We start from the raw sequence: 24,773 nt of genomic DNA on the forward strand, positions 1-24,773 counted from the left end.
ACATCAGACAGGCCCATCCCGGCAACGGAGTGGGCCTTCGCCTGTATGGGGTCAGGATGCCTCGGTGGTGCGGGCCTGGCGCCGGCAGGCCAGCGGGCAGTTGCCGCAGACGCCGAGCTCTTCGATCAGATAGCGGATGCAGCACAGGCGGCGCACCCGGCGAGGTGTCTCGGCCTCTCCCTCGATATAGTGCACCGGGCGATAGAGCGGATTGCGACGTCCATCGGGCAGGGTGCGGCTCGCCAGCAGCACCCTGGCGGGTTCAGCGACGTCCGGCGCGGCCATGGGATGGTCGGCCAAAGCGACGGCGAAGTGCTCGAAGTAGTTGCCGGCGTTGCTCCAGAACACCTTCGGGGAGGCGCCGGTGGCCGCGGCCAGGGCCTCGATCAGCGGCCCCAGATGGCCGTCGAGCAGGGTGGCGAAGCGCCGACAGGGATCGAGGTCGGCCAGGGGACGGCCGGCATGCCGCAGCGCCAGGCCGGTAGTCTGCCCCTCGGGGGACTGCTCGAGGTGCAGCTCGTCGAGCCCCAGCGGCAGGTCGCGCTCGAGCAGCAGGTTGGCGGCCAGGCAGTGGGCCGCCAGGGCGCTGAAGTGCCACTTGGACCATAGCGAGGCCACCGCCCGGCGGTCGCCATGGCCGTAGCGGGCGCCGAAGCGCGTGAGCAGCGCGTCGAGGCAGGCCGGGTCGAGCAGGTCTCGGGCCGGCATGCCGAGTGGTGCTGCTAGCGGCCCGATCGACGGCGGAGCCAGGTGCTTAAGAGGGCCGACGTATAGCCGGGCCAGGGGAGAGGGCATGGCGAGACCACCGGATCCGTGGAAAGTCTCATTATACAAATAATAATCATTATCAAAAATAGGCGGGGAGATGATGCCAGGAGCGCGCTCCGTCGCGAGGGCGCCTCAGCGTCTCACCAGCACCGCATCCAGACTCACCGGCACCTCGTCGCCGATCTGCTCGTAGCCGAGCAGCAGCAGCACCGAGCGCAGCGTCGGGTCGGCCATCAGCTCGCGGCCGTCCAGCGCCACCCGCTCGGCGTTGGTGACCCGCACCCGCGCAGGCGATTCCCGAGTGAAGCGCACCGCCAGGGGCTCACTGCGGGTGCTGTTGCCGGTCTGCACCGAGAGCATGAGCACCTCCACCAGAGATTCGCCCACGGCCAGCCGCTCCAGACGCTCCGGTGGGAAGCGGGTGGTCAGGGTCGCCATGGGGCGCTCGGTGAAGCCCGAGAGCCAGGGCGGCAGCGGCCCCATGCGCTCGATCACGTCGCTCTGGGCCAGCCGCAGCGGCAGCACCAGGGTGCCGTCCGCCTCGGTGGTGCCGCTGAGCCGGCGCACCTCGTGCTGGCGGGGGATGGGGCCCTCCGGGGCGATCTGCACCACGGTGGCGGCGACCCGCGACTGGGCGGGGTCCAGCTCCCAGGCGGCGGCCGCTGCCGCCGGCAGGGCAACCAGGGGCGCAGCCAGCAGGGCGACCAGGGCAGCGCTCAGGGCGGAGGGCCGGAGAAGAGAGCGGACAAGAGAGCGCTCAACAGAGCGGGCAAGCGAGCGAAGAGGCACCGGCGGATCTCCAGAAGGGGCGGGCCCAAGGAAGACCGCGGCGGAGGGAGAAGGTGCCATGGAGGCCGCGAGCGGCGCGCGGGCTATGGCCACCTTCATCGCCATTCGCTATGATACGCCGGCGCTCTGCCGCACCTTCCTCTGAAAGGGCCTATAGCTCAGTTGGTTAGAGCAGGGGACTCATAATCCCTTGGTCGCTGGTTCGAGTCCAGCTGGGCCCACCATTCTGGCTGTTTGTCATCTCGTTGGTTACCCCCTCGCTGTGTATGATGGTTCGCACTTATTACCATCAGTACCAAGAACGCGGGGAAGCATCGTGAACACGGAGAGTCACTCTCAGCTGGCGGCCTTCATCTGGTCCGTGGCGGACCTGCTGCGCGGCGATTTCAAGCAGTCCCAGTACGGCCGCATCATTCTGCCCTTCACCCTGCTGCGGCGCCTGGAGTGCGTGCTGGAGCCCACCAAGGCCGACGTGCTGGATGCCGCCCGGGCGCATCAGGCCAAGCCCGACGCCGTGCGCGAGAAGCTGCTGCTGCGCGCCGCCGTCCAGCCCTTCTTCAACGCCTCACCGCTGACGCTGGGCAGTCTCTCCGACACCCAGACTGCCGACGACCTGATGAGCTACGTGCAGTCGTTCAGCCAGAACGCCCGGGAGATCTTCGAGCACTTCGAGTTCGAGGGCTTCGTCCAGCAGCTGGCGGCCAACAACCTGCTCTATCAGGTGGTTCAGCGCTTCGCCGCCATCGACATGAGCCCGCAGCGGCTCTCCAACTACGGCATGGGCCTGGTGTTCGAGGAGCTGATCCGCAAGTTTGCCGAGAGCTCCAACGAGACGGCGGGGGAGCACTTCACCCCGCGTGACATCGTCCACCTGACCACCTCATTGGTGCTCACCGGCCAGGACGACAAGCTGCGCCCCCACCGCATCGTCACCGTCTATGACCCGACGGCCGGCACCGGCGGCTTCCTCTCCGAGAGCGACGAGTACATCCAGGAGCTCAGCCGCGACGTTACCGTCTCGCTGCACGGCCAGGAGCTCAACCCCGAGTCCTACGCCATCTGCAAGGCCGACATGCTGATCAAGGGCCAGGCGGTGGAGCAGATCAAGCTCGGCAACACCCTCTCCGACGACCAGCTCCCCGGCGAGCACTTCGACTTCATGCTCTCCAACCCGCCCTTCGGCGTGGAGTGGAAGAAGGTGCAGAAGCAGGTCACCGACGAGCACAACCACAAGGGCTATGACGGCCGCTTCGGCCCCGGCCTGCCGCGGGTTTCCGACGGCTCGCTGTTGTTTTTGATGCACCTGGTGAGCAAGATGCGACCCCGCCAGGAGGGCGGCTCGCGCATCGGCATCATCCTCAACGGCTCGCCGCTGTTCACCGGAGGTGCCGGCAGCGGCGAATCGGAGATCCGCCGCTACCTGCTGCAGCATGATCTGGTGGAGGCCATCGTCGGCCTGCCCACCGACCTCTTCTACAACACCGGCATCGCCACCTACGTGTGGATCCTCTCGAACCACAAGCCCGCCGAGCGGCGCGGCCAGGTGCAGCTGATCAACGCCACCGGCCGGGCCAGCAAGATGCGCAAGTCGCTGGGCAGCAAGCGCCAGTTCGTCGCCGACCGCGACATCGAGGAGGTCGTGCGCCTCTACGGCGCCTGCCAGGAGAGCGAGGAGAGCAAGCTGTTCCCGGTGGAGGCCTTCGGTTACCGGCGCATCACCGTGGAGCGCCCGCTACGCCTCAACTTCCAGGCGAGCCCCGAGCGCCTCGCCCGGCTCGATGACGAGAAGCCGCTCCAGAAGCTCGCAGAGGGCGAGCGCGAGGCGATCAAGGCCGCCTGCGCCACTCTGGACCCAGCGCAGCGCTTCACCAACCGCGACGCCTTCACCAAGGCGCTCAATGCCGCCCTAAAGGGTGCAGGCCTCAAGGTCGGCGCCCCGGTGCAGAAGGCGATCCTCAGCGCCCTCTCCGAGCGCGACCCGGAAGCGGACGTCTGCCTCGACAAGAAAGGCAACCCCGAGCCCGATACCGGCCTGCGCGATAACGAGAACGTGCCGCTGGGCGAATCCGTGTTCGACTACTTCGAGCGTGAGGTGAGGCCACACGTCCCCGACGCCTGGATCGACGAGGAGAAGCGCGACCCGCTGGACGGCCGCATCGGCATCGTCGGCTTCGAGATCCCCTTCAACCGACACTTCTATAAATTCACGCCACCGCGCCCGCTGGAAGAGATCGACGCCGACCTCAAGGCCTGCACCGACCGGATCAAGCAGATGATCGAGGAGCTGTCGGCATGAGCTTTCCGCGGTATCCCGAGGTCAAGGTCTCCGGCGTTGAGTGGCTGGGCGAGGTGCCGGCGCATTGGGATATATTTCCCATGAAGCGTGACTTGGAGTTTCTCACAAGTGGATCTCGGGGTTGGGCATCACATTACGCGGATGACGGAGCGGCATTTATCCGCATTGGAAATTTGACCCGCGATCATATCCATCTGGATTTGACTGATCTGCAGCGTGTCAATGTCCCAAATGGCTCAGAAGGCGAGCGCACCAAGGTCAAGGCAGGTGATGTGCTGTTTTCGATTACTGCCTACCTTGGTTCAGTTGCAGTGGTCTCGGATGGCATTGAGACAGCATATGTCAGCCAGCATGTAGCCCTTGCGAGACTCTTCAAGAGAAGGCTGTTGCCTGGCTGGGTTGCCTATGTGACGTTATCAGATGTCGGGAAGAACTATTTGTCCTCCCAAGGTTATGGCGGGACGAAGATTCAGCTCTCACTTGAAGATGTGGCTGATCTCTTGGTGACAGCGCCTCCTCTATGTGAGCAAGCCTCCATCACTTCCTTCCTCGACCACGAAACCGCTCGCATCGACGCCCTGATTGAGGAGCAGAAGCGCCTTATCGAGCTGCTTAAAGAGAAGCGCCAGGCGGTGATCTCCCATGCCGTCACCAAGGGGCTGGATCCCGATGTGCCGATGAAGGACTCCGGGGTGGAGTGGCTGGGGGAAGTGCCGGCGCATTGGAAAGTTGGTCGCGTGAAAAATGTAGCCTCATTCATAACTTCTGGTCCGCGGGGCTGGTCTGATTATCTTACCGAATCTGGCGAGGAGATTTTTGTTCAGAGCGGTGACCTAGATGATCATATTGGCGTCAACTTTGAGAATGCGAAACGTATACGCTCACCCATGGGTGCTGAAGGAGCTAGGACTCGAATAAACTGTGGTGATGTGCTTGTTTGTATAACCGGCGCCAACACCGGGCGAGTAGCAGTATCTGACCTCCCGCCAGTCTCAGCCTTCATAAATCAACACCTGTCTCTTGTTCGGCTTGATCAGGTTGGTGCTTTACCTGAATTTTTGGGCTATGCGTTGTCTTCAGAATCAACTCAGTCGTTTTTTAGGCTGGAGCAGTATGGTTTGAAGGAAGGGCTAAGCCTGAGCGACGTTGCTGATGCCCCTTTGGTGCTTCCTCCGAAATATGAGCAAGAGCTGGTAATAAAATACCTAAAAGACCAGACCCAGCGCCTGGATCGTCTAGCTATAGACGCGGAACGATCTGTTGAATTGCTCCAAGAACGCCGCTCCGCCCTGATTTCCGCCGCCGTCACCGGCAAGATCGATGTGCGCGGCTGGCAGCCGCCGGAGCTTTCGTCGGCACATGTAGGGGCCGCCCAGATGGAGGGGGTGTGATGATGGAACGCGACTCTGCTTATCTGAGCGGCCTGCTTAAGGAGCTGTGCAAGCTCCCAGCGGAAACTCCATGGCTGGAGTTCAAGAGAAATAACGCTGATCCAAAAGAAATTGGAGAGTATATTGCGGCGCTTTCAAATTCAGCTGCTCTAGAAGGAAAAAGTTCCGCTTTCATGATCTGGGGTGTGGACGACGAAGCTCACCAGATCGTCGGTACCACTTTTGATCCGGCGCAGGCCAAGAAAGGAAATGAAGAGCTTGAAAGTTGGTTGGTCAGGATGCTCAGTCCAAGATTGCACTTCAGGTTTCATAAGATTGACCATGACGGGAAGCCCGTGGTGATGCTGGAAGTGCTTCGTGCGCATGCGAAGCCTACCAGCTTTTCGGGGAAAGAGGTGGTGCGAGTTGGATCAAACAAGAAACCGCTCAAGGACTACCCTGAAATCGAGAGAAGTCTCTGGAGGATCTTTGACACTACCCCTTTTGAAGAGCTACCCGCGGCAAGCGATCTGAGCGCAGAGGATGCTCTCGCTCTCTTGGATTATTTTGCATATTTCGACCTCCTGGATTTGCCTTTGCCCGCGGAGCAGGCTGGAATTTTGAGCAGGCTGCAAGAAGATGGCATGTTGCGCCGGGATGATGCAGGAAGGTGGGAGGTGACCAATTTAGGGGCGATCCTTTTTGCGCGAGAGTTTCAGAACTTTAAGGGGCTGGCCAGAAAGGCAGTCAGGCTGATTGTCTATAAGGGGAAAGGGCGCCTTCATACTATCAGAGAGCAAGAGGGAAGAAAGGGGTATGCGTCCGGGTTTGAAGGGTTAATCGAGTATTTATCAGCCTTGTTGCCGAGGAATGAGGTGATAGGGAAAGCATTGCGGCAGGATGTTCCCATGTATCCTGATCTGGCAGTGCGTGAGTTGATTGCGAATGCTCTCATTCATCAGGATTTTTCCATCGGCGGGACGGGCCCGATGGTGGAGATATTTGATGATCGCCTCGAAATAACCAATCCCGGTGAGCCCTTGGTTGAAATTGAGCGTTTTCTGGATAGCCCGCCTCGCTCTCGAAATGAGGACTTGGCATCTTTCATGCGGAGGGTCGGTATTTGTGAAGAGCGAGGCAGTGGTGTCGATAAGGTAGTGTTTGAAACTGAGTTTTATCAACTCCCTCCGCCTCGCTGGGAGCGCCCGGATGGCTCGCTTCGAGTTGTTATTTTTTCTCACCGTGAACTCAGGAGCATGGATAAGCAGGAAAGGGTTCATGCCTGTTATCTCCATGCTTGTTTAAAATACGTAATGCGTGAGCAGATGACCAATACCTCTCTTCGCGAGAGGTTCGGTATCGAACCCAGAAACAGCGCTACGGCATCAAGAATCATCCGTGATGCACTGGAAGCCAAGGTGATAAAGCCCTATGACCCTGAGCAAGGCAAGAAAAATGCTCGCTACCTCCCTCACTGGGCGTAATGGGGGCTTTCATTGATGGGTATTTGACAGGAGGCGGTGGCTCGATGATGGGTGGTAGGAAAAAGATATAAAAATCAATGGCTAATGCGCATACCCTTTGGGTTGGTTTATTTGATGGGTATTTGATGGACCGCGCTCACGACCCCGGCAGCAAGGCTACGCTGACCGGCCAACGGCTACAGAGTGGGCAACAACACCCCCCACGCCCCTCACAGAAGCGCACCTTGGGGGGGGGACTTTTTGTGTGCTAAGCGCGGACGTCGTAGGCTAAGGAAAATGTAACTATTCAGGTGGCTGCGGATGGGATATCGCCAACCAGCTGATTTTTCTGGCATAGTGCACAGCATCATTCGGCACACCTATGCGGTGATATGACCATCAGCGATATCAACGTCGACGAGGCCCTGGAGCGGGTCCGGCAGCAGCTCAAGGAAGACCAGACGGTCTCGCCGTCGCTGCGTGCCGCCATCGATGTGCTGATGCTGCTGGTCAAGCTCATGGCCGATCGCCTGGCCACCAGTAGCCGCAACAGCAGCAAGCCACCGTCCCAGGATCCCAATCGCCAGCGCCGCTCGCGCGCCAAAGGCGAGCGGCGCCCCGGCGGACAGCCAGGGCATGAGGGTAAGACGTTGGCGCCGGTGACGGACCCCGACGAGGTGGTCAAGCTCCGTGTCGATCGTCGGCAACTCCCCAAGGGGCGTTCTTACCGCCCGGTCGGCGTCGAAACGCGCCAAGTGCAGGACATCGTAATCCAGGCCGTGGTCACCGAATATCAGGCTGAGGTCCTCGAAGATGATCAGGGGCAACGCTACGTGGCGCCATTCCCCGAGGGCGTGACTCGCCCCATCCAGTATGGCCCTCGCCTCAAGGCGCATGTCGTCTATCTCTCCCAGTATCAGCTGTTGCCCTATGCGCGTATCCGCGAGTTGCTCACCTCGCAGTGCGGCCTGTCGCTGAGCACCGGCACCCTGTTCGCCTTCAACCAGGAGGCCTACCAGCGGGCCGAGGCGTTCGCCGAGTGGGTGATCCCGGCGCTACGTGAAGCAGCCACCGTCCATGCCGATGAAACCGGAATGCAGGTCGGTGGCAAACGCTACTGGCTACACAGCGCCTCCAACGAGGCCCTGACCTGGTTGGCCCCGCACCCCAAGCGCGGCCAGGAAGCGATGGACGCCATCGGCGTATTGCCCTTCGTGCGTGGCGTGCTGGTGCATGATCACTGGAAGCCCTACTACCGCTATCCGGATTGCCGGCACGCGCTCTGTAATGCGCACCACCTTCGGGAGCTGACAGCGGCCTGGGAGAACGATGGCCAGGCATGGGCCAAGGCCTTGCATGACCTGTTGTTGGAGATGCATCGCGCCGTGGAGGTGGCCGACGGCTGCCTCTCGGCCGATGAGACCCGAGCCTGGCGGCAGCGCTATCGAGATTGCCTGGCGAAAGGGGACGCCGAGTGCCCCCCGCCGGTGAAACCGCCACCTGGAACGCGAGGCCGGGCCAAGCGCACCAAGCCGCGCAACCTCCTGGAACGCCTCCAGGCGTACGAGGACGACGTGTTGCGCTTCCTCGACGACCCTGCCGCTCCCTTCACCAACAACCAGGGGGAGCGCGATCTGCGAATGACCAAGGTCCAGCAGAAAATCTCGGGCTGTTTCCGCTCCTGGGAGGGTGCTGAGATCTTCTGCCGCATGCGTAGCTTTCTCTCGACCGCCGTCAAGCAAGGGGTAGCGGCGCATACCGCACTGGAGCAACTGTTTGCGGGGGAGGTGCCAGCCTTCATGCAGCAAGAAGCCCCGACTCAGCCAACCGGTGCTGAATAGTTACGATGATTTTTGGGGTGTGAATGAACTGGATAGATAAAGTTATAGTTGAAGGGTTCTGGGGAGATCGCTCAATAGAGTTCGATTTTTTCGATGATATGAATTTTATCATAGGGATTAATGGGTCGGGGAAAACGACAGCTGTGAATCTTGTTGTTGCTGCTTTGACTGTGGATTTTACAGAGCTTGATAGGTTGGAGTTTTCAAGGATTATTGTAAAGCTTAAGTCCAGGATTAGTCGTAAGAAGCCCTCTGTTATAATAAATAAGAAGGTAAGCAAAAAAAGCCCTTTTGCATCAATTGAGTATGAGGTCAAAGAGTCCGCCAGTGATAAAGGTATCGTGTTCTCGCTTGATGATTACGAAGAGCAGATGATGTTAAGAGGGTTTCCCCGACAGATTATGGAAAGAGAGGTTTATCGTAGGCATGGGCGGAGCGTTCAGTCAACTTTGCAAAGTTTGGTTAATGTGAGTTGGCTTTCAGTCCATAGGGCAAGTATGGAGAGAAATAGCTATGAGGATGAACATTATGAGTCAACAGTAGACAGGAAGTTGAAAGAGCTTTCAAACAGGCTTGTTAGATACTTTTCTACACTTGGCAAGGCGGGGTCCGAGCAGCTAGAGGCTTTTCAAAAAACGGTTTTTTTGTCAATGCTTCATAGAAAGAGCAGTAAGCCGCTGTTTTCTGTTGCGAAAGAGATAAACCTTAATGAAGAAAAAGCGGCCCTGGAAGGGATATTCAAACAATTTAAGGTGGCCTCTAAGGACTTCCAAGGTCGGCTAGATGGTCATTTTGAAGCTCTTTCAAAAGCTAAGGATAAGCTTTATGGAGATGATGTCCCTGGGCTTACTACAACTGATATATCGGTTCTTATTGGTACAGAGAGAATAGATTATATTGTTGATGAGTGGAATAAGCTTTTGGAGAGGCGTCAGGCAATTTTTGAGCCAAGAGATACTTTTCTAACTATAATAAACTCCATGATGCGGAAAAAAGAAATATCAATAAACTCTCAGAATGAGCTGAAGGTTACTACGCAGTCAGGGAAGAACTTGCCAATAAATAGGCTGTCTTCTGGTGAAAAGCAGTTGTTGATTGTCTTGGGTGAAGCCCTTCTTCAAGAAAAGAATACTTGGGTGTATATTGCTGATGAGCCAGAACTTTCTCTTCATGTCCGTTGGCAAGAAAGTCTTGTTGAGAACTTGAGGTCAATTAATCCTAATGCGCAAATTATATTTGCAACACATTCTCCTGATGTCGTTAGTGTTTTTGGGGGGCGGGTTTTTGATATGGAGAAAGTTGTCTGATGTCTTTTATTAGAACAAGGTCGGGAATCTCTAATTTGCATTTGTTTTATGGTGCAGAGGTTGTTGTTTTTACTGAGGGTGGTGAGCAAAGCTTGTCGCTAAGTGAGGTGGATGAAGGAAGTCGAAATACTAAGTCGGTGGATGTAAAGTTTTGGAGAGATGTTTTAAGAGTGAACGGCTTTGATGTGAAGTCGGAGTTTAGGCCAGTAGGTTCAAAAAAAACACTAAAACAGTTATGCGAGAGAGTCGTTAGTGGAGAAGTTGATAATGTGGTAGTGGCGATGGATCGTGACATGGATGGAATGTTAGGGAGGACTTTTGATTCGCCTCGTATTCTGTATACAAAGGGCTATAGTTGGGAAAATGATGCGTTTTCTCAAGATTTAACTAAGAGTCAAATTGATGCTATGATGATGTTAGTTGAGAATCCTGAAGAGATAGAAGAAGGTATTAATAAAGTATATGAGGACTTTAAAAAAATTGGAAGGCACCTGATTGTGCTGGAGTTTGTGTTTAGGAGGAAAGGGGTTAGGTTCTTATCTGGATTCAATGGAGAGAGGTTTTTTAATAGTAAAAGAAGTCCGTTTATAGATAAGGTTCAAGTTCATTCTGTCTTGCGAGAAAAAAAGAATGAGATAGACCGCCCCGTTATAAATGGTTCTTCGTCGTTTCATGTGGATTTGGCCTGATCGAGCAGGAGGCCCACCGGGCTGCCAATTAGGTAGATCATGGCGATGAAGTTGGCCTCGTTCCGGTAGCCGCGAGCGCGTGACCTTGCCGCCTGGAACAGGCCGTTCATCCCTTCCAGTCGTGCGTTCGTCAGTCCCGAGATCCAGCGCCTAACCACTGCATCGGCATGGCGCTCCAGCGTTGCCAGAGCCTTCCCCATCGGCTTCAGCAGTGGCTTCGCCGAGACGGCCGCCTTCATGACCTTGAGGTAGTGCGTGATGCGCCACCGAGCCGCTCGCGGCGTCGGGGCCTTCTGGATCCAGCGCAGCTTTTCCTTGATCACCCAGGCATCGGCGGTAGCGCTCTGGTCGGCCACCAGCTCCTCGAGCGCCGCCAGCTGCTTGGGTGTCAGGTTCTCGTTGTCCAGGCTCTTCAGCAGAGCCCAGCGCAGCGACTTGGGGTGTCCCTGCTCCCGGCGCTCCTTCTTACGCACTTCGTCCAGCCGCTTGGTGAAGGTCTGCACGATATGGAACCAGTCGACCGTGACCTCGGCCTTGGGAAGGTGCTCGGCCACCCCGCTCAGGAAGGCGTTTGACATGTCGCAGACGACTTCGACCACGTTGTCCGGGTCGCCGCCAGGAAGGCGCTGAAGGTCTCGATGGCCTCCTTGCCGTGGCCTGGGACGGCAAAGATCACCGGCTCCCGCTTGCGCTGCATGTCGAGAAACACCGTCACGTAGCGCTGGCCGCGCCGGGACGCGGTTTCGTCGACGCCGACGGTGGCTACGTTGCTCAAATCCAGCTCCCCGAGCATGCGGCCAACGTAGTGGTGGACGATGCGCCACAGTCGCTTGTCGGAGATCTCCAGCTGCCGGGAGACGGCCAGTACCGGCATCTCCTTGACCAGCGACATGGCGGCTTGCTCGAACAGCAGGGTGAAGTCACTGCCCGGCCGCGCCCAGGGCACCTCGATGCGCTTGACGCCATGCTCGGGGCACTTGGTGCGAGGCACGCGGGCATGCAGGTAGCAGTGATGCTGGAAGAAATTCAGGTGCCGCCAGGTCTTGTCGGCGAAATCGTGAGCCGGACAGGCCTGGCCGCACTCAGGGCAGGGGTAGAGGCTGCCTCGCTCGGCCTCGGCGTAGAGATCCAGCCGATGGGGAGATACGGAAGTATCCAGGTGCTGATCCTTGAGGATCCAGGGCGCTTGCAGGCCCAGGCCGAGGGTCAGAATCTGGGTGCCGTCCATGCCATGCCTCCTGTCGTCGTGGAGGCCATATCCTGGCCCAGCTCAGGGGGCGAATTCCACACCCAACGACGAAGAGCCTTATAAATGCAGTGAGAAGATTTGATGTTTGTCCGCTTATGGGTGTCTATGGGAAGTTGGTTACGGCTCTTTCAATGACGGTGGTAAATTATGTTTGCCGAATTTATGGGGGGGTGAAGTCAATTCCGCAAGAGTTTTTGGTTTGTTCAATGTTGGAAAGGTTCGTTTTGAAAATTTCCGACAATCCTGATGATTATTATTCTCATATAACTCGGGCTCTTTTGGATGACTTAGGTGCTCATGGCTGAAAAGTGAAATGCTCTTTTTGTCTGTACAAAGACAGTATTCACCTGACACCGGCTCCCCATGGCTGCCAGTGCGCAGGAAGCGTAGAGTCGTCCTCAGCGAGTTCACCTAGCCATGTTCGGCGTATCCAGGGGATTCAACGCCAGCTGAGCCCCACTACCACAAGAATCGAGCTTGCCATCCCCTGACTCAGCGCAACGGATCTGCGATACCGTGGTGCGATACTTCCGCGCCTACAGGTCCATACCCAGCCAGGTCAGAGGAGGTAGGCAGCCCATGTCACGGCGCAGTCGCCCCGATATCCGCACCGCCATGCTTAACATGAGTAAGCGCTCCACCAACCCCACCTGTTGCGGCCTGAGTTAGACCGGTAGCGTGTCTTTCCAGCACCAGGGCAGCAGCGTGCCGAGGTCGTCATCCTCGCCGAGAGTTGGCAGGGTCTCGAACACGAACTGCAGGTACTCGTAGGGCGAGAGGCCGTTGGCCTTGGCCGTCTCGATCAGGCTGTAGATTGCCGCGCTGGCCTGGGCACCGCTCGGTGTGTGGCTGAACAGCCAGTTCTTGCGGCCGACGACGAAGGGGCGAATGGCGTTTTCGGCCGGGTTGTTGTCCAGCGGGATCAGCCCGTCATCGAGGAAGCGGGTCAGGCGCTGCCACTGGCCATCCAGATAGTGCAGCGCCTTGCCCAGTGCGCTCTTCGGCAGCACCTGGGTCAGCGACTTGTCGAGCCAGGTGCGCAGCTGGGTGATCAGCGGGCGGCTCTTCTGATCGCGCAACGCCTGGCGCGCCTCGGGCCCCAGCGCCTTGGCCTGCGTCTCCACGGCGTAGAGCTTGCGGATCTGGTTGAGGGCCCAGTCGGCCTTGCCGGTCTTGCCCTTGGGCTGCACTTTCTGGGCCTCGACGAACTTGCGACGAGCGTGCGCCCAGCAGCCGGCATGGGTGATGCCGTTCTTTCGCACCACCTCGGCATAGCCTTCGTAGCCGTCGGTGACCAGGCGACCGGCGTAGTTACCCAGCAGGCGCACGGGCACCCGGCCGGCTCGGCTGGCATCATAGTCGAACAGCACCACCTGTTGGCCCGGCGGGCCACCACGCTGCAGCCACATGTAGGATGTTGAGCTCGCCGGTCGGTCGGCCTCGGCGTTGACCTGTAGCGTGGTCTCGTCCATGTGAATCAGCGGGGCCTGCAGCAGGTGCTGTCGCAGGGCCTCGACCAACGGCATCAGCCGCTCGCCGACCTGCACCATCCAGCGGGCCAGGGTGTTGCGCGGGATCTCGATGCCGTGCCGGGCAAAGATCTGGCTCTGCCGATAGAGCGGCAAGGCATCCTGGTACTTGGCGGTGGCCACGTAGGCGAGCAGGGTCGGGCTGGCATTGCTCTTGGGCAGCAGCTTGGCCGGTGCCGGGGCGATCTGCACGCCCTCTTCACAGTCTGGGCAGCCGTACTTGATGCGCACATGGCGGATCACCTCGATCCGCGCCGGCACGACGTGCAGTTCCTCGCTGATCTCTTTGCCGATCTCCTTGAGCTCGGTGCCGTCGTGGTGGCAATGACGGGCATCCTCGGGGAGCTCATGGATCACTTCGACGCGGGGCAGTTCGGGGGGTAACGCCACGCGGCCGCCACAGGTACGGCGCTTGGCCGGCTGGAGGGGGGCGGCCGGCGCGTCAGCCGTGTCATCCTGGGCGCTGGCCTCTTCCTCATCGACCGCCACCTCGGCCTCGTTGATGAGCAGATCACCCTGTTCGACGCGGTACTTCTCGGTAGAGGGACCGAACCGGCCTTCAATGGCCAGCTTGAGTTGCTCAAAAAGGGACTGCTTGGCGGCTTCCCACTGAGCCTCCTTCTTCTCCATCAGGCGATGAAGACGCGCAATCTCCTCCTGCTGAGCGCGCACTTGGCGCTGCAGTTGGGAGACGCTGACGGAAGGTGTCGAGGCCGGTGAGATCATGCCGCCATTTTACCAAGCGGCGCCGCTGAAAGCAGCAGAAAATCAGCCAACCGCCTGAAAATCCAAGGCCTTATGGGGGCGCATGGCGCTGAGGTCATAGCCATCCAGAAGCCAGTTCAGCTCCTGGCCCGAGAGCGTGACGGTGTCGCCCTCCAGGCGGTCCGGCCACTTGAAGCGCTCCCGCTCCAGGCGCTTGTACCAGACCACGAAGCCGTTACGCTCCCAGAACAGCAGCTTCACCTTGTCGCGCTGGCGGTTGCCGAACACGAAGACCGCCTCCTCGAAGGGGTTGAGCTCCATGGCCTCCTGAACCAGCAGGGCCAGTCCATCGATCTGCTTGCGCATGTCGACCGGCTCGCGACACAGGTAGACGCGCAACCGGGTGTCCGGCCGGATCATCGGGCCACCTCCACGGCGACGAAGCGCAGCGGCCGGTGGCGAGGTGGCACGGGCACGCCCTGTACCTCCAGGCGCTGCTCCCACGCCAGCAGTGACGCCAGTTCCAGTCCTTGCTCCTCGGCGTATTCACTCAGCGCCAGTTGCCGGGAAGAGGCATGGAACAGGTGGCCCAGCCAGTAGGCCTGTGTCGAGGTCAGGTCGGTCATGGTGTCCTCCTTGCTATCGAATGACACCAGTCTGACGGACACTACTCAGCGGCAGAAGATGGGGTTTGTGGAGCGCTTACTAACATGATCCACGAGATCCGGGCGCAGGTGCCCTTCGACACGCCCGAGTCGAGCCTCTGTCGTGGGCCCTGCCGGGGGTGCTCCAAGAAGCTGTTGGAGTTCCTCGATACCGAGCTCGAGGAGTGGGAGGGCCGGCTCGAGGAGGGCGAGGTGCCGCGCTTCGGCGACCTCAAGCGCCTGGAGAAGTTGGCCACCAAGGTGATGACGGCGTTGCGCAGAAACGGCTTGGTCGCTTGAACGTCAGCCGAGACCCGGGTTGGCTCGAGGGGAGAAGCCATTCCCGAATCGGGCGCGATGCTGCCCTGGCGTCAGTCCCGTGTGCTTGATGAACATCTTGCGAAAGGCGCTGGTGTCCTCGTAGCCCACCGCCAGGGCGACCTGCTCCACGCTGTCCCGGCGGTTCTCCAGCAGCTCCCTGGCCCGCTGCAGCCGCAGCTGCTGGAGATACTCTCCGGGGCCGAAGCCGGTGGCCTGGCGGAAGCGGCGCATCAGGGTGCGCTCGCCGAGACCCGCGGTGGCGGCCATCTCGGCGGTGGACTGGCGGCGGGTGAAATGCGCATGCAGGTGGTGCTGGAGCCGAAGGATCGCCCGGTCGCCGTGGGTCATCTCAGGGGTGAAGGCGCGGTAGTAGCGCTGCTGGCGCTCGCCGGTGTCGATGACCAGGAAGCGGCCCAGCGCCTGCACCACGGAGGGCGGCACGTGGCGTGCGACCAGGTGCAGGCCGAGGTCCATCCAGGCCATGACGCCGCCTGCCGTCACCAGGTCGGCCTCCGGCACCAGCAGCGCATCGGTATCCAGGGCGAGGTGAGGGTAGTAGGCCCGAAACGCCGCCTCGAGCTGCCAGTGGGTGGTGGCCCGGCGCCCCTCGAGCAGGCCGGCCTGGGCCAGCAGGAAGGCGCCGGCACAGACGGAGCACACCACCGTGCCCCGTGCGTGCCACTCCCGCAGCGTCCGGCAAAGCTCGGGCTGGGTACTCAGGTAGGCGTCACCCTCCAGGATCGGCGGCACGATGGCGATCTCGGGGGGCGCGGTGGGTGTGCTGTCCGCCGGCAGCAGTTCCACCGCAAAGAGCGCCTCGGGCGCTGGCTGCAGCTCCTGCAGGATGCGGTTGGCGGTACCGAACAGGTCCTGCAGGCCATATATGGCCGATTGGGCGCTGCCCGGCAGGGTCGGGATCGCGATCCGGATACGGCGGGGCCGCGTGTCACTTCTTGCCTGCATTGTGTCACTCCTGCCACCCGACCCCATGGCCGGGACCTGCCATGATGCTGGCTTCATCCGCCAAGGAGAAGCGCCTCATGCGCCATACCGCCCTGATCATCGTGGATCTGCAGAACGACTACTTCCCGGCCGGCAAGTGGCCGCTGGTGGGCATCGAACAGGCCGCCGAGAAGGCCGCGGCCGTGCTCGGGCATTTCCGCGAGCACTCGCTGCCCATCGTGCACATTCGCCACGAGTTCCCCTCCGATGAGGCCCCCTTCTTCGTGCCAGGCAGCGAGGGGGCGCGCATTCATGCCTCCATGGCGCCGCAGGAATCCGCCGGCGAGGCGGTGATCCTCAAGAACAGCGTCAACGCCTTCCTGAATACCGGGCTGCACGAGCACCTGCAGAAGCAGGGCATCGAGCAACTGGTGGTCGTCGGCGCCATGAGTCACATGTGCATCGATGCCGCCACCCGGGCCGCCTCCGACCTGGGCTATTTGGTCACGGTGCTGGAGGACGCCTGCGCCACCCACGATCAGGCGTTCAACGGGGTGACGGTGCCGGCCGCCCAGGTGCACGCCGCCTTCATGGCCGGGCTCGCCTTCGCCTATGCCGAGGTCACCGATACCACCGCCTGGCTTGATCGGCACAGGTAATGGGGTAGGGTGGCGGGAACCGATGAAGAGCGAGGGGGCAGGGGTGATCGCCAGTGCGTGAACTCATGGAGCGCCACCAGTCCTGGGTCTACCTGGTCGCGATTCTCGCCGGTCTGGGGCTCGGGCTTGCCTCGCCATCCGTGACCGGGTCACTGGATCGGCTGCTGTGGCCGCTGCTCGGTCTCCTGCTCTATGCCACCTTCACCCAGGTGCCGTTGACGCGGCTCTCCCTGGCGTTTCGGGATTGGCGGTTTCTGGGCGCCCTGCTCACTGGCAACTTCGTGATCATCCCGCTGATGCTGGGCGTCATGGCGTGGTGGCTACCGCTTGCGCCGGCCGTTCTCGTCGGGGTGTTGCTGGTGCTGCTGGTGCCCTGCACCGACTGGTTCATCAGCTTCACCCACCTCGGCAAGGGAGACACCGGCAGGGCCATCGCCGCGGCGCCGATCCTGCTGCTCGTCCAGATCGTCGCCCTGCCGGCCTACCTCTGGTGGTTCCTGGGCAGTGACTGGCTGCGGATCGCGATCAGCGGCCAGCTGCTTGGCGCCTTCGCTGGGCTGATCCTGCTGCCCCTGGCGCTGGCCTGGCTGACCGAGCGGCTGGCGGCTCGTCACCCGAATGCCCGGCGCCTGGTCCACGGCCTGGGGTTCCTGCCCGTTCCCCTGCTCGCTAGCGTGGTGTTCCTGATCGCGGCGTCCCAGGTGAACCGGGTGGCCGGCCTGACCGGGGTCCTGGCGCAGGTGCTGCTGATCTTCGTGGCCTACCTGGCCCTGGCCGCGCTGCTGGGCAGGCTGCTCGGCCACGGCTTCAGGCTGCCTCCGGCGTCGGCCAGGACCCTGACCTTCAGCTTCGGCACCCGCAACTCCTTCGTGGTCCTGCCCATCGCGCTGACGCTGCCCGAGGCCTGGCACGTCGCCGTGGTGGTCATCGTCTTCCAGTCGCTGGTCGAGCTGTTCGGCATGGTGGCCTACATGGCCTGGGTGCCCAGCCGGTTGATTCCCGACCGCGATGGCAGGTGAACCCCTCAGGCCAGGTCGAAGAGCAGGAGCTCCGCCTCCGTTACCCCTACCACCTCGATGGTCTCCCCCGGCTGGAAGGCGGCGGCATCGCCGGCCGAGAGCCGCTGCCCGTTGATCTCCGCCTCGCCGCGCACCAGGTGCAGCCAGGCATGGCGCACCTCCGGGGTTGGTACCCGCTCGCCGGCAGCGAACAGGCCGACGTAGAGGTTGACGTCCTGATTGATGCTCACCGAGCCATCGCGCCCCTGCCGAGAGACCACCAGCCGCCACTCGCCCTGGCGCTGCTCGGCGGGAAAGGCTTTCTGCTCGTAGCCGGGGGCGATGCCTCGCGCCTCCGGCTCGATCCAGATCTGCAGGAAGTGCAGCTCCCGGTCGGGGGCGTTGTTGAACTCGCTGTGGATCACCCCGGTGCCGGCCGACATGCGCTGCACATCGCCAGGGCGCATGATCGCACCGTTGCCCATGCTGTCCTTGTGGGCCATCTCGCCTTCCAGCACGTAGGAGAGGATCTCCATGTCGCGGTGGGGGTGAGCGCCAAAGCCACTGCCGCCCGTGACCCGGTCCTCGTTGATCACGCGCAGCGTGCGAAAGCCCATGTGGTGCGGGTCGAAGTAGTCGGCAAACGAGAAGGTGTGGCGCGACTTCAGCCAGCCGTGGTCGGCGTAGCCGCGCTCGTCGGCATGACGAATGATCATCGGGTTTTCCTCCAGGGTTGTTCCCTCAGGGGGTGGCCGCCTCCACCTTCGCCTGGTCCCTGGCGAGCTCCTCGCGCTGGCTGCGGCGGCGGTAGTAGAAGGTCAGGAAGGTGGAGGTGATGACGATGAACAGCGAGTACATCACCGGGATCAGCAGCATCTGCTGCTGGATCTCGCCGGCAAACGAGAGGGTGACGATCAGCACTGCGAGCGGCCCATTCTGGATGCCGGTTTCCAGCGACACGGTGCGCGCCTTCTGCGGGTTGAGCCGCGCCGCGCGGCTGAACCAGTAGCCGATCAGGAAGCCGCAAAGGCCCAGGCCCACCGAGGCCAGGTAGACCTCGGCGCCGGTGGTCATCAGCAGCTGCCAGTTGCGCGGCACCCAGGTCGCGATCAAGAAGACGATCACCACCACCCCGAGGATGCCGCCCATCAGCTCGGTGCAGGCGCCCACGTTGGCGTTGCGCCGGCGCAGCCACATGCCGAGCAGGGTGGGGACCAGCAGCACGCCCAGCACCGCCACGATATTACCCGAGGGGATCTGGAAGGCGGCGTCGATGCCGCTGGTGTAGAAGGCCAGCACCAGCGGCACCATCACCACCGCCAGCAGGGTCGAGCAGACCGTCATCAGGATGGAGAGCCCGAGCAGGCTCTTCGAGAAGTAGGCGAAGATGTTGGAGGTGGTGCCGCCGGGCACGCAGCCCATCAGGATCAGGCTGACCGCCTGGATGGGGGGCAACTGCAGGGCGCGGCCGATCAGGAAGGCGAGCAGCGGCATGAACAGGTACTGGGAGGCGAAGCCGATGCCGATCGCCTGGGGGTGGCGCATGGCGATACGGAAGTCCTTGAAGGTCAGCGACGACCCCATGCCCAGCATGATCACGGCCATCATGATGGCCAGCAGGGTCTCCTCGAGTGGGCTCAGCATGATGGGCTCCCGTCAGTGGCGGCGTCCGGATGATCCTTGAGGTACTGGGCGCGCAGGTCCTTGCGCAGCACCTTGCCGATCGGGCTCTTGGGCAGCTCGTCGACGAAGGCGATCTGCTTCGGCACCTTGTAGCGGGCCAGCTGCTGCCGGCAGTGGGCCTTTACCGTGTCGCGGTCGAGCTCGCCGCGGGTGACGATGTAGGCGCGCACCGCCTCGCCGGTGTCGGGGTCGGGCACGCCGATCACCCCCACCTCGTGCACGGCGTCGAGCAGGGCGATGCAGTCCTCCACCTCGTTGGGGTAGACGTTGAAGCCGCTGACCAGGATCAGGTCCTTCTTGCGGTCGACGATGCGCAGGTAGCCGTCCTCGTCCATGGCAGCCACATCCCCGGTGTGCAGCCAGCCGTCGCGCAGGGTCTCGGCGGTGGCCTCGGGCTGCTGCCAGTAGCCCTGCATCACCTGGGGGCCGCGGGCGGTGAGCTCTCCAGGCTCCCCCTGGGCCACCGGCGCGCCGGCGTCATCGACCAGGCAGATCTCGGTGCCGGGTACCGGAATGCCGATGCTGCCCGGCTTGCGCACCCCCACCAGGGGGTTGAAGCTGATCACCGGCGAGCTCTCGGTGAGGCCATAGCCCTCCACCAGCGGGGTGCCGGTGATCCGCTCCCAGCGCTCGGCCACGGCGGCATGCAGCGCCGTGCCGCCGGCCGCCGCGGCGCGCAGCCGGGGCGGCGGATAGAGGGTGAACCACTCCTCGTTGAGCAGGGCATTGAAGAGGGTGTTCACCCCGCTGATCCAGCTGACGGGGTAGTTCTCGATCGCCCGCTGCAGGTTCTGGATCGGCCGCGGGTTGGGCACCAGGACGTTGTGGGCGCCGTGCTTGAAGAAGGCGAGCAGGTTCACCGAGAAGGCGAAGATATGGTAGAGCGGCAGGGCGGTGAGCACGCACTCCTCGCCGTCGCTGATGTGCGAGCCGGCCATCGCCTCGATCTGCGACACGTTGGCCAGCAGGTTGCCATGGCTGAGCATGGCCCCCTTGGCGATGCCGGTGGTGCCGCCGGTGTACTGCAGCGCGGCGAGGCTCTCCGGCCCCAGGTCGCGCCAGTAGTCGGCGACGCTGATGCCCTGCCCGAGTCGCCGGCCCTCGGCCAGGGCCTGGCCAAGCGGGGTCGCCTTGACCGGGCAGGGCGGGATCACCCGGTTCCAGTAGCGCAGCACCGCCTGCACCACCTGGCGCACCACGGGGGGGAAGAACTGCGCCAGGCTCGTCACCACCACGTGGCGGATGGCGGTGTGGGGCAGCACCTCGGGCAGCTTGTCGACGAACATGTCGACGATCACCAGCGCCTCGGCGCCGCTGTCGCGGAACTGGTGGATCATCTCCGAGACGGCGTAGAGCGGGTTGGTGTTCACCAGCACGCAGCCGGCCTTGAGGATGCCGAATACCACCACCGGGTAGCTCAGGCAGTTGGGCAGCTGCACCGCGACGCGGCTGCCGGGGGTGAGACCCAGCCCCTCGCGCAGGTAGACGGCGAAGGCGTCGGAGGCCTCGTCGACCTGGGCATAGCTGAGCGCGCCGTTCATGCCGTTGGGCATGCAGCTGGTGAAGGCGCGCCGGTTGGCGAAGCGCTGGGCGCTCTCGTTGATCAGCGCGGCCAGGTTGGGGTGCGCGGGGGGCGGCAGCTCGGCCGCTATGCCGTCGCGGTAGTGACGCGTCCAGGGGCGGGAAGCCTGGGCGTGAGGGGTGGCGGCATCCTGCGGTGACTCCATGGGGCTCCTCCCCGAGGGGCGATTGTTATTTTAGTGTCTTCTTGATAGCGGGAAACGGCCGCCACTGCACCCCTTTTCTGGCCGCCTGGCGCACGCTCTTTCCACGCCCCGGGCTCACCGCCCCTCGGGCGAGAGGTCCACCACCACCGGGTCATGGTCCGAGGAGCGGAAGGGATCGGGGCGGATGAGCTCCGCGGCGCTCTCCGGGCCGTCGTAGCCGAGGAAGGGGGGCTCGTCGGCGTTGATGGGCCAGGGGTGTACTGCCGCCACGGACGCGGCCAGGGCGGGGCTCGCCAGGGCGTGGTCCAGGTAGCCCGACTCGCCGTGGAACACATAGGTGTAGCGCCGCTCCGGCGGCAGCTCCCTGGCGATCAGGTCGACCAGGCCGGTGTCGGTCAGGGTGCGGATCGGCTCCTCGGCACCATAGGCGTTGAGGTCGCCGACCAGCAGCAGCCGCTCGCTTCCCTCGGTAGCGAGGCGCTCGAGGAAGGCCGCCATCGCTTTCGCCTGGGCCACCCGGCGCTCGTTCCAGCAGCCTTGGCCCTGATCGATATCGCCGCGGGCGGGGCAGCCGCTCTTGGCCTTGAAGTGAGCGGTCACCACCCCGAAGGCCTCACCGCCCTCCCGGGGTTGGAAGAAGGCCGCCAGCGGCGGGCGATGGTGCACCGGGTCGTTGTCGGCATGGAGCTCGCTGATCGCCTCCACCCGGTCCGGCCGGTAGAGCAGGGCGAGCTTGATGGCATCGGAGCCGCGGTCGGCGCGGCCGCCCACCGCCCGGTAGGTCACGCCGGTGCGAAGGCTAAGCTGCTCGACCAGGTCGGCCAGCGCCCCCGGGGTGTTCTGAACCTCCACCAGCGCCAGGATATCGGCCTTCAGCCCCGCCACCGTGGCGGCGAGCTTGGCCCGCTGGCGCTCGAGCTCCTCGGCGTTGGCCGCGCCGCGCTGGCCCAGGGTGGTGAAGTAGTTCTCGACGTTGAAGGCCGCCACCCTCAGGCGCTCCCCCGGTTCGTCCAGCGGCGCCGGGCGCGGGTTGGCATCCAGGAAGCGCGGCGTCTCGGTGGGGTGCAGGCGCCAGGCATCGAAGGCGTGGGTCAGCACCCCGGTCAGCCCCGCGACCCGGCTTCCCACGCGGCGGGTCCCGTCGTCGTTCAGGTAGGGAATGGGGCTCGGGAAAGCGCGGTAGCTGCCGTCGTCGAGCATCAGCACGGCGCGCTCCTGCGCATCGTCCGGGGCGTTGGTGGGGCGAAAGAGGCGCTCGTTGGCGAGCCTCAGGGAGCCATAGCGCCCAAGCTCGTAGTTGCCGGTGACGGTAAGGGGCTCGGCGAAGGCGACCAGCCGCCCCTCCAGCGTTTCCAGCTCTGATTCATCGAGCGGCCAGGCCAGCGCCTCGGGCTCCGGCAGCCGGTCGCGGGCGCAGATCTCGACGCGCTCGACCCGCTGCAGCTGGACCCGGCCGCGGTACTCGCCGGTGCGGGCGTGAAGCTGGACGTGCTTGCCCGGCACGAGGCGCTCGGCGTCGCGCTCGGTGGCCCCGGGCATATAGACGAAGAGCCCCACCGGGCCCTGCTCGGTGGCCTGCTGCAGGTAGAAGCCGTTGAGGCGGTCGCGACCCAGGAAGGCACCGGTGACCACGCCCTCGGTCACCACCGCCTGGCCTTCGGGCAGGGCCGGCGCAGCGCCGGTTCCCTTGATGGCGGCGAGGTCGGCGGTGGAGGATTCGGGGCAGCTGGCTGGGGCCTGCGCGGCCACCAGCAGCAGGGCCAGCAGCAGATAGCGCCCGATGCGCCGGGTGCCCAGCAGGCGGGGGGCGCCGTCGGAGGCGGCACTCAGCCGTGCAAACAGGGCGAGATTTTGCCTGGGTTTCATGGGGATGATGTCGCTGCCCTGAAGATTGCCAAGTCCAAGATAGTGTCATGACGACGAGCCGTGACTCTAGGGTGCGTTAACAATTGCTGATGGAGATCGGGCTGATTTAGAATATCAGCATTTTTCGGTGATCTATGCCTCGGCTAATGCTACGTGATGACCAATGGGAGCGCATCGAGCACATGCTCCCCGGCAAAGCTTCAGATCGCGGGGTGACGGCCAAGGACAATCGCTTGTTCGTGGAAGCCGTCCTGTGGATCGCCCGGACAGGCGCTCCCTGGCGTGATCTGCCCGACGCCTTCGGTCGCTGGCACACTGTCTACATGCGCTATAACCGGTGGTCTAAGAAGGGGGTCTGGCAGCAGGTTATCGACACATTAGCCGATGATCCCGACATGGAGCAGCTGATGATAGATGGCAGTATCGTCAAAGTTCATCAGCATGGGGCGGCAAAAAAACGGCTCAGAGCACCGAAGCCATGGGGAAATCGCGTGGGGGATTGAGCACCAAGATCCACGCGGCGGTCGATGCCCTCGGCAACCCGGTACGGCTAATCCTCACACCGGGCCAAGCGTCTGAGTACGGAGCCGCCCCAGCGTTACTGGCGGGCTTTTCTCCAGCGGCGGTGCTTGGCGACAAGGGGTATGATTCCACCGCTTTGAGGGACATCATTCGAGCGGTGGGCGCCGAGCCGGTGATTCCGCCGAGAAAGAATCGCTTGGAATGCCCCGAGATAGATTGGCACTGTTACAAGGATCGCAACCTGGTAGAAAGGTTCTTCCAGAAAATCAAGCAGTTCAGGCGGCTGGCAACACGCTATGAGCGACTGGCGAGAAACTACCAGTCGCTACTCAACCTTGTATCCGCCGTCATATGGCTGGCCTAATTGTTAACGCTCCCTAGCGAGGTTTGTCGTGCACTCCAAGGGCGAGCGCAGGGCAGGGGGCCTCTGGCCGGTAGGTCAAGCACTGCGCCACCCTTCGTCAGGGGGATCGGGTAGACTCGTGCTGCACGAGGACCATTGAGACGCGACCGAGGGGGGAGCATGGGGATCGGAGCATCCGGCCTGTTGCTGGTAGCACTGGGCGGCGCGCTGGGCGGCATGGGCCGGCTGGCGGTGACTAACCTGTTCAGCCACTGGCTGGGGGCGCGCTTTCCCTGGGGCACCCTGGCAGTCAATCTAAGCGGTGCGCTGGTGGCGGGCTGGTGGGCCGCGCGGCTGGGGATCCCCACCAGCCTGGAACTCTCGTCGGCCTGGCTGGCGCTGGTGGTGGGGCTGCTCGGTGGCTACACCACGGTCTCCTCCTTCAGCCTGCAGACCCTCACCCTCTGGCAGAGCGGCCACCCGCGCCGCGCCGTGGCCAACGTGCTGGCTACCTGCCTGGCGGGCCTCGCCCTGGCGGCGCTTGGCTGGTGGCTGGCAGGAGGTGGCGCATGAGCCGCGGGTATTCCCCTCTGTTCCCCTATGCCGCGGTGGGGCTCGGCAGTGCCCTGGGCAGCCTGCTGCGCTACCTGGTCTCCATAGGGTCGCTGGCGCACTTCGGCCCGCTCTTCCCCTGGGGTACCCTGGCGGTCAATGTCGTCGGCTCCTGGCTGATCGCCTGGCTGGCCACCCTGGGTGGGCGCTACACCCACGGCCGCATGGCGCGCTGGCAGCCCTTCCTGGTGGCCGGCTTTTGCGGCGGCTTCACTACCTTCTCGCTGTTCAGCCTCGAGACCCTTCATCTGATCACGCTCGGCCGCCCCTGGCTGGCCGTGGCCTATGTGGCTGCCAGCCTGCCGCTCTGGTTCGCCGCGGCCTGGCACGGGCAGCGGGTCGCCAGGACGATGCGCCAGGCGCGGGGGCGGCGTTGAGCATGATCAGCACCGCCACGACGGTGGCCAGCACGGCCGAGAGGCCCAAGCCGATCAGCCAGATCCTGGATCC

General features: G+C 62.6%; 21 protein-coding genes, 1 tRNA gene and 2 pseudogenes. 13 read left to right on the forward strand and 11 right to left on the reverse strand.

The window, feature by feature from the left end; translation table 11 throughout:
• Positions 1-51 precede the first annotated feature (51 nt).
• Both fhuF and HIR79_RS05930 read right to left on the reverse strand, forming a co-directional pair.
• Positions 52-708 (reverse strand): siderophore-iron reductase FhuF, encoded by a 657-nt coding sequence (fhuF, locus tag HIR79_RS05925; protein WP_249322264.1) that lies wholly within the window; start codon positions 706-708, stop codon positions 52-54.
• Positions 709-900: 192 nt separating this feature from the next.
• Positions 901-1,557 (reverse strand): hypothetical protein, encoded by a 657-nt coding sequence (locus tag HIR79_RS05930; RefSeq protein WP_249322265.1) that lies wholly within the window; start codon positions 1,555-1,557, stop codon positions 901-903.
• A 147-nt stretch (positions 1,558-1,704) separates the two neighbouring features.
• Between HIR79_RS05930 and HIR79_RS05935 the strand changes: the two genes are divergently transcribed.
• From HIR79_RS05935 to HIR79_RS05965, 7 genes are all read left to right on the forward strand, one after another.
• Positions 1,705-1,781, forward strand: a tRNA-Ile gene (locus HIR79_RS05935).
• Positions 1,782-1,873: 92 nt separating this feature from the next.
• The gene (locus HIR79_RS05940; protein ID WP_169957618.1) at positions 1,874-3,853 is read left to right on the forward strand and encodes a type I restriction-modification system subunit M; all 1,980 of its coding nucleotides are present in this window, start codon (positions 1,874-1,876) and stop codon (positions 3,851-3,853) included.
• Entirely contained in the window at positions 3,850-5,244 is a 1,395-nt protein-coding gene (locus HIR79_RS05945; RefSeq protein WP_169957619.1) for a restriction endonuclease subunit S domain-containing protein, read from the forward strand. The genes HIR79_RS05940 and HIR79_RS05945 overlap by 4 nt, the downstream gene beginning before the upstream one ends.
• On the forward strand, positions 5,244-6,707 hold the full coding sequence (locus tag HIR79_RS05950; protein ID WP_169957620.1) for an ATP-binding protein: 1,464 nt from the start codon (positions 5,244-5,246) through the stop codon (positions 6,705-6,707). The genes HIR79_RS05945 and HIR79_RS05950 overlap by 1 nt, the downstream gene beginning before the upstream one ends.
• A 371-nt stretch (positions 6,708-7,078) precedes the next feature.
• Positions 7,079-8,527, forward strand: coding sequence for an IS66 family transposase (tnpC, locus tag HIR79_RS05955; protein WP_154487592.1), 1,449 nt, complete (start codon positions 7,079-7,081; stop codon positions 8,525-8,527).
• A 23-nt stretch (positions 8,528-8,550) separates the two neighbouring features.
• Entirely contained in the window at positions 8,551-9,834 is a 1,284-nt protein-coding gene (locus tag HIR79_RS05960; RefSeq protein WP_169957621.1) for an AAA family ATPase, read from the forward strand.
• Positions 9,834-10,523 (forward strand): hypothetical protein, encoded by a 690-nt coding sequence (locus HIR79_RS05965; RefSeq protein WP_169957622.1) that lies wholly within the window; start codon positions 9,834-9,836, stop codon positions 10,521-10,523. Before HIR79_RS05960 ends, HIR79_RS05965 begins: the two co-directional genes overlap by 1 nt.
• Here the strand turns inward: HIR79_RS05965 and HIR79_RS05970 are convergent.
• The 4 genes and pseudogenes from HIR79_RS05970 to HIR79_RS05985 form a co-directional block, all read right to left on the reverse strand.
• A pseudogene (locus HIR79_RS05970) lies at positions 10,505-11,751 on the reverse strand (ISL3 family transposase). The gene HIR79_RS05965 and the pseudogene HIR79_RS05970 sit on opposite strands and share 19 nt — an antisense overlap.
• A 686-nt stretch (positions 11,752-12,437) precedes the next feature.
• Positions 12,438-14,027: an IS66 family transposase gene (tnpC, locus tag HIR79_RS05975; RefSeq protein ID WP_249322266.1), complete on the reverse strand. Its 1,590-nt coding sequence runs from the start codon at positions 14,025-14,027 to the stop codon at positions 12,438-12,440.
• A gap of 42 nt (positions 14,028-14,069) precedes the next feature.
• Entirely contained in the window at positions 14,070-14,426 is a 357-nt protein-coding gene (tnpB, locus tag HIR79_RS05980) for an IS66 family insertion sequence element accessory protein TnpB (protein WP_044630798.1), read from the reverse strand.
• Positions 14,423-14,632, reverse strand: coding sequence for a hypothetical protein (locus tag HIR79_RS05985; RefSeq protein ID WP_169957623.1), 210 nt, complete (start codon positions 14,630-14,632; stop codon positions 14,423-14,425). Before HIR79_RS05985 ends, tnpB begins: the two co-directional genes overlap by 4 nt.
• Before the next feature lie 84 nt (positions 14,633-14,716).
• On the opposite strand from HIR79_RS05985, the gene HIR79_RS05990 reads away from it, so the two are divergent.
• Positions 14,717-14,950 carry a hypothetical protein gene (locus tag HIR79_RS05990; protein ID WP_169957624.1) on the forward strand — a complete coding sequence of 78 codons (234 nt, stop codon included), beginning with the start codon at positions 14,717-14,719 and terminating at the stop codon, positions 14,948-14,950.
• 3 nt (positions 14,951-14,953) lie between these two features.
• Here the strand turns inward: HIR79_RS05990 and HIR79_RS05995 are convergent, their stop codons facing one another.
• Positions 14,954-15,934, reverse strand: a complete 981-nt coding sequence (locus tag HIR79_RS05995; RefSeq protein ID WP_169957625.1) for a GlxA family transcriptional regulator — start codon at positions 15,932-15,934, stop codon at positions 14,954-14,956.
• Positions 15,935-16,011: 77 nt separating this feature from the next.
• Between HIR79_RS05995 and HIR79_RS06000 the strand changes: the two genes are divergently transcribed.
• A complete protein-coding gene (locus tag HIR79_RS06000; RefSeq protein WP_169957626.1) occupies positions 16,012-16,572 on the forward strand; it encodes a cysteine hydrolase family protein in 561 nt (186 codons plus the stop codon).
• Between the two features lie 53 nt (positions 16,573-16,625).
• The gene (locus tag HIR79_RS06005; protein WP_169957627.1) at positions 16,626-17,591 is read left to right on the forward strand and encodes an arsenic resistance protein; all 966 of its coding nucleotides are present in this window, start codon (positions 16,626-16,628) and stop codon (positions 17,589-17,591) included.
• A 5-nt stretch (positions 17,592-17,596) separates the two neighbouring features.
• Here HIR79_RS06005 and HIR79_RS06010 read toward each other — a convergent pair whose 3' ends face one another.
• From HIR79_RS06010 to HIR79_RS06025, 4 genes are all read right to left on the reverse strand, one after another.
• Positions 17,597-18,286: a pirin family protein gene (locus HIR79_RS06010; RefSeq protein ID WP_169957628.1), complete on the reverse strand. Its 690-nt coding sequence runs from the start codon at positions 18,284-18,286 to the stop codon at positions 17,597-17,599.
• A 25-nt stretch (positions 18,287-18,311) separates the two neighbouring features.
• Positions 18,312-19,214, reverse strand: coding sequence for a bile acid:sodium symporter family protein (locus HIR79_RS06015; protein WP_169957629.1), 903 nt, complete (start codon positions 19,212-19,214; stop codon positions 18,312-18,314).
• Positions 19,208-20,980, reverse strand: coding sequence for an AMP-binding protein (locus tag HIR79_RS06020; protein WP_169957630.1), 1,773 nt, complete (start codon positions 20,978-20,980; stop codon positions 19,208-19,210). The genes HIR79_RS06015 and HIR79_RS06020 overlap by 7 nt, the downstream gene beginning before the upstream one ends.
• Before the next feature lie 114 nt (positions 20,981-21,094).
• Positions 21,095-22,846, reverse strand: coding sequence for an ExeM/NucH family extracellular endonuclease (locus HIR79_RS06025; RefSeq protein ID WP_169957631.1), 1,752 nt, complete (start codon positions 22,844-22,846; stop codon positions 21,095-21,097).
• Between the two features lie 182 nt (positions 22,847-23,028).
• On the opposite strand from HIR79_RS06025, the pseudogene HIR79_RS06030 reads away from it, so the two are divergent.
• From HIR79_RS06030 to HIR79_RS06040, 3 genes and pseudogenes are all read left to right on the forward strand, one after another.
• Positions 23,029-23,732: pseudogene (locus HIR79_RS06030) on the forward strand (IS5 family transposase).
• 159 nt (positions 23,733-23,891) lie between these two features.
• On the forward strand, positions 23,892-24,284 hold the full coding sequence (locus HIR79_RS06035) for a fluoride efflux transporter FluC (RefSeq protein ID WP_169957632.1): 393 nt from the start codon (positions 23,892-23,894) through the stop codon (positions 24,282-24,284).
• The gene (locus HIR79_RS06040; protein ID WP_169957633.1) at positions 24,281-24,700 is read left to right on the forward strand and encodes a fluoride efflux transporter FluC; all 420 of its coding nucleotides are present in this window, start codon (positions 24,281-24,283) and stop codon (positions 24,698-24,700) included. The genes HIR79_RS06035 and HIR79_RS06040 overlap by 4 nt, the downstream gene beginning before the upstream one ends.
• The last annotated feature ends 73 nt before the right edge of the window (positions 24,701-24,773 follow it).

It is taken from the genome of Halomonas sp. PGE1 (assembly GCF_013000985.1).
Classification (GTDB): Bacteria; Pseudomonadota; Gammaproteobacteria; order Pseudomonadales; family Halomonadaceae; genus Halomonas; species Halomonas alkalicola.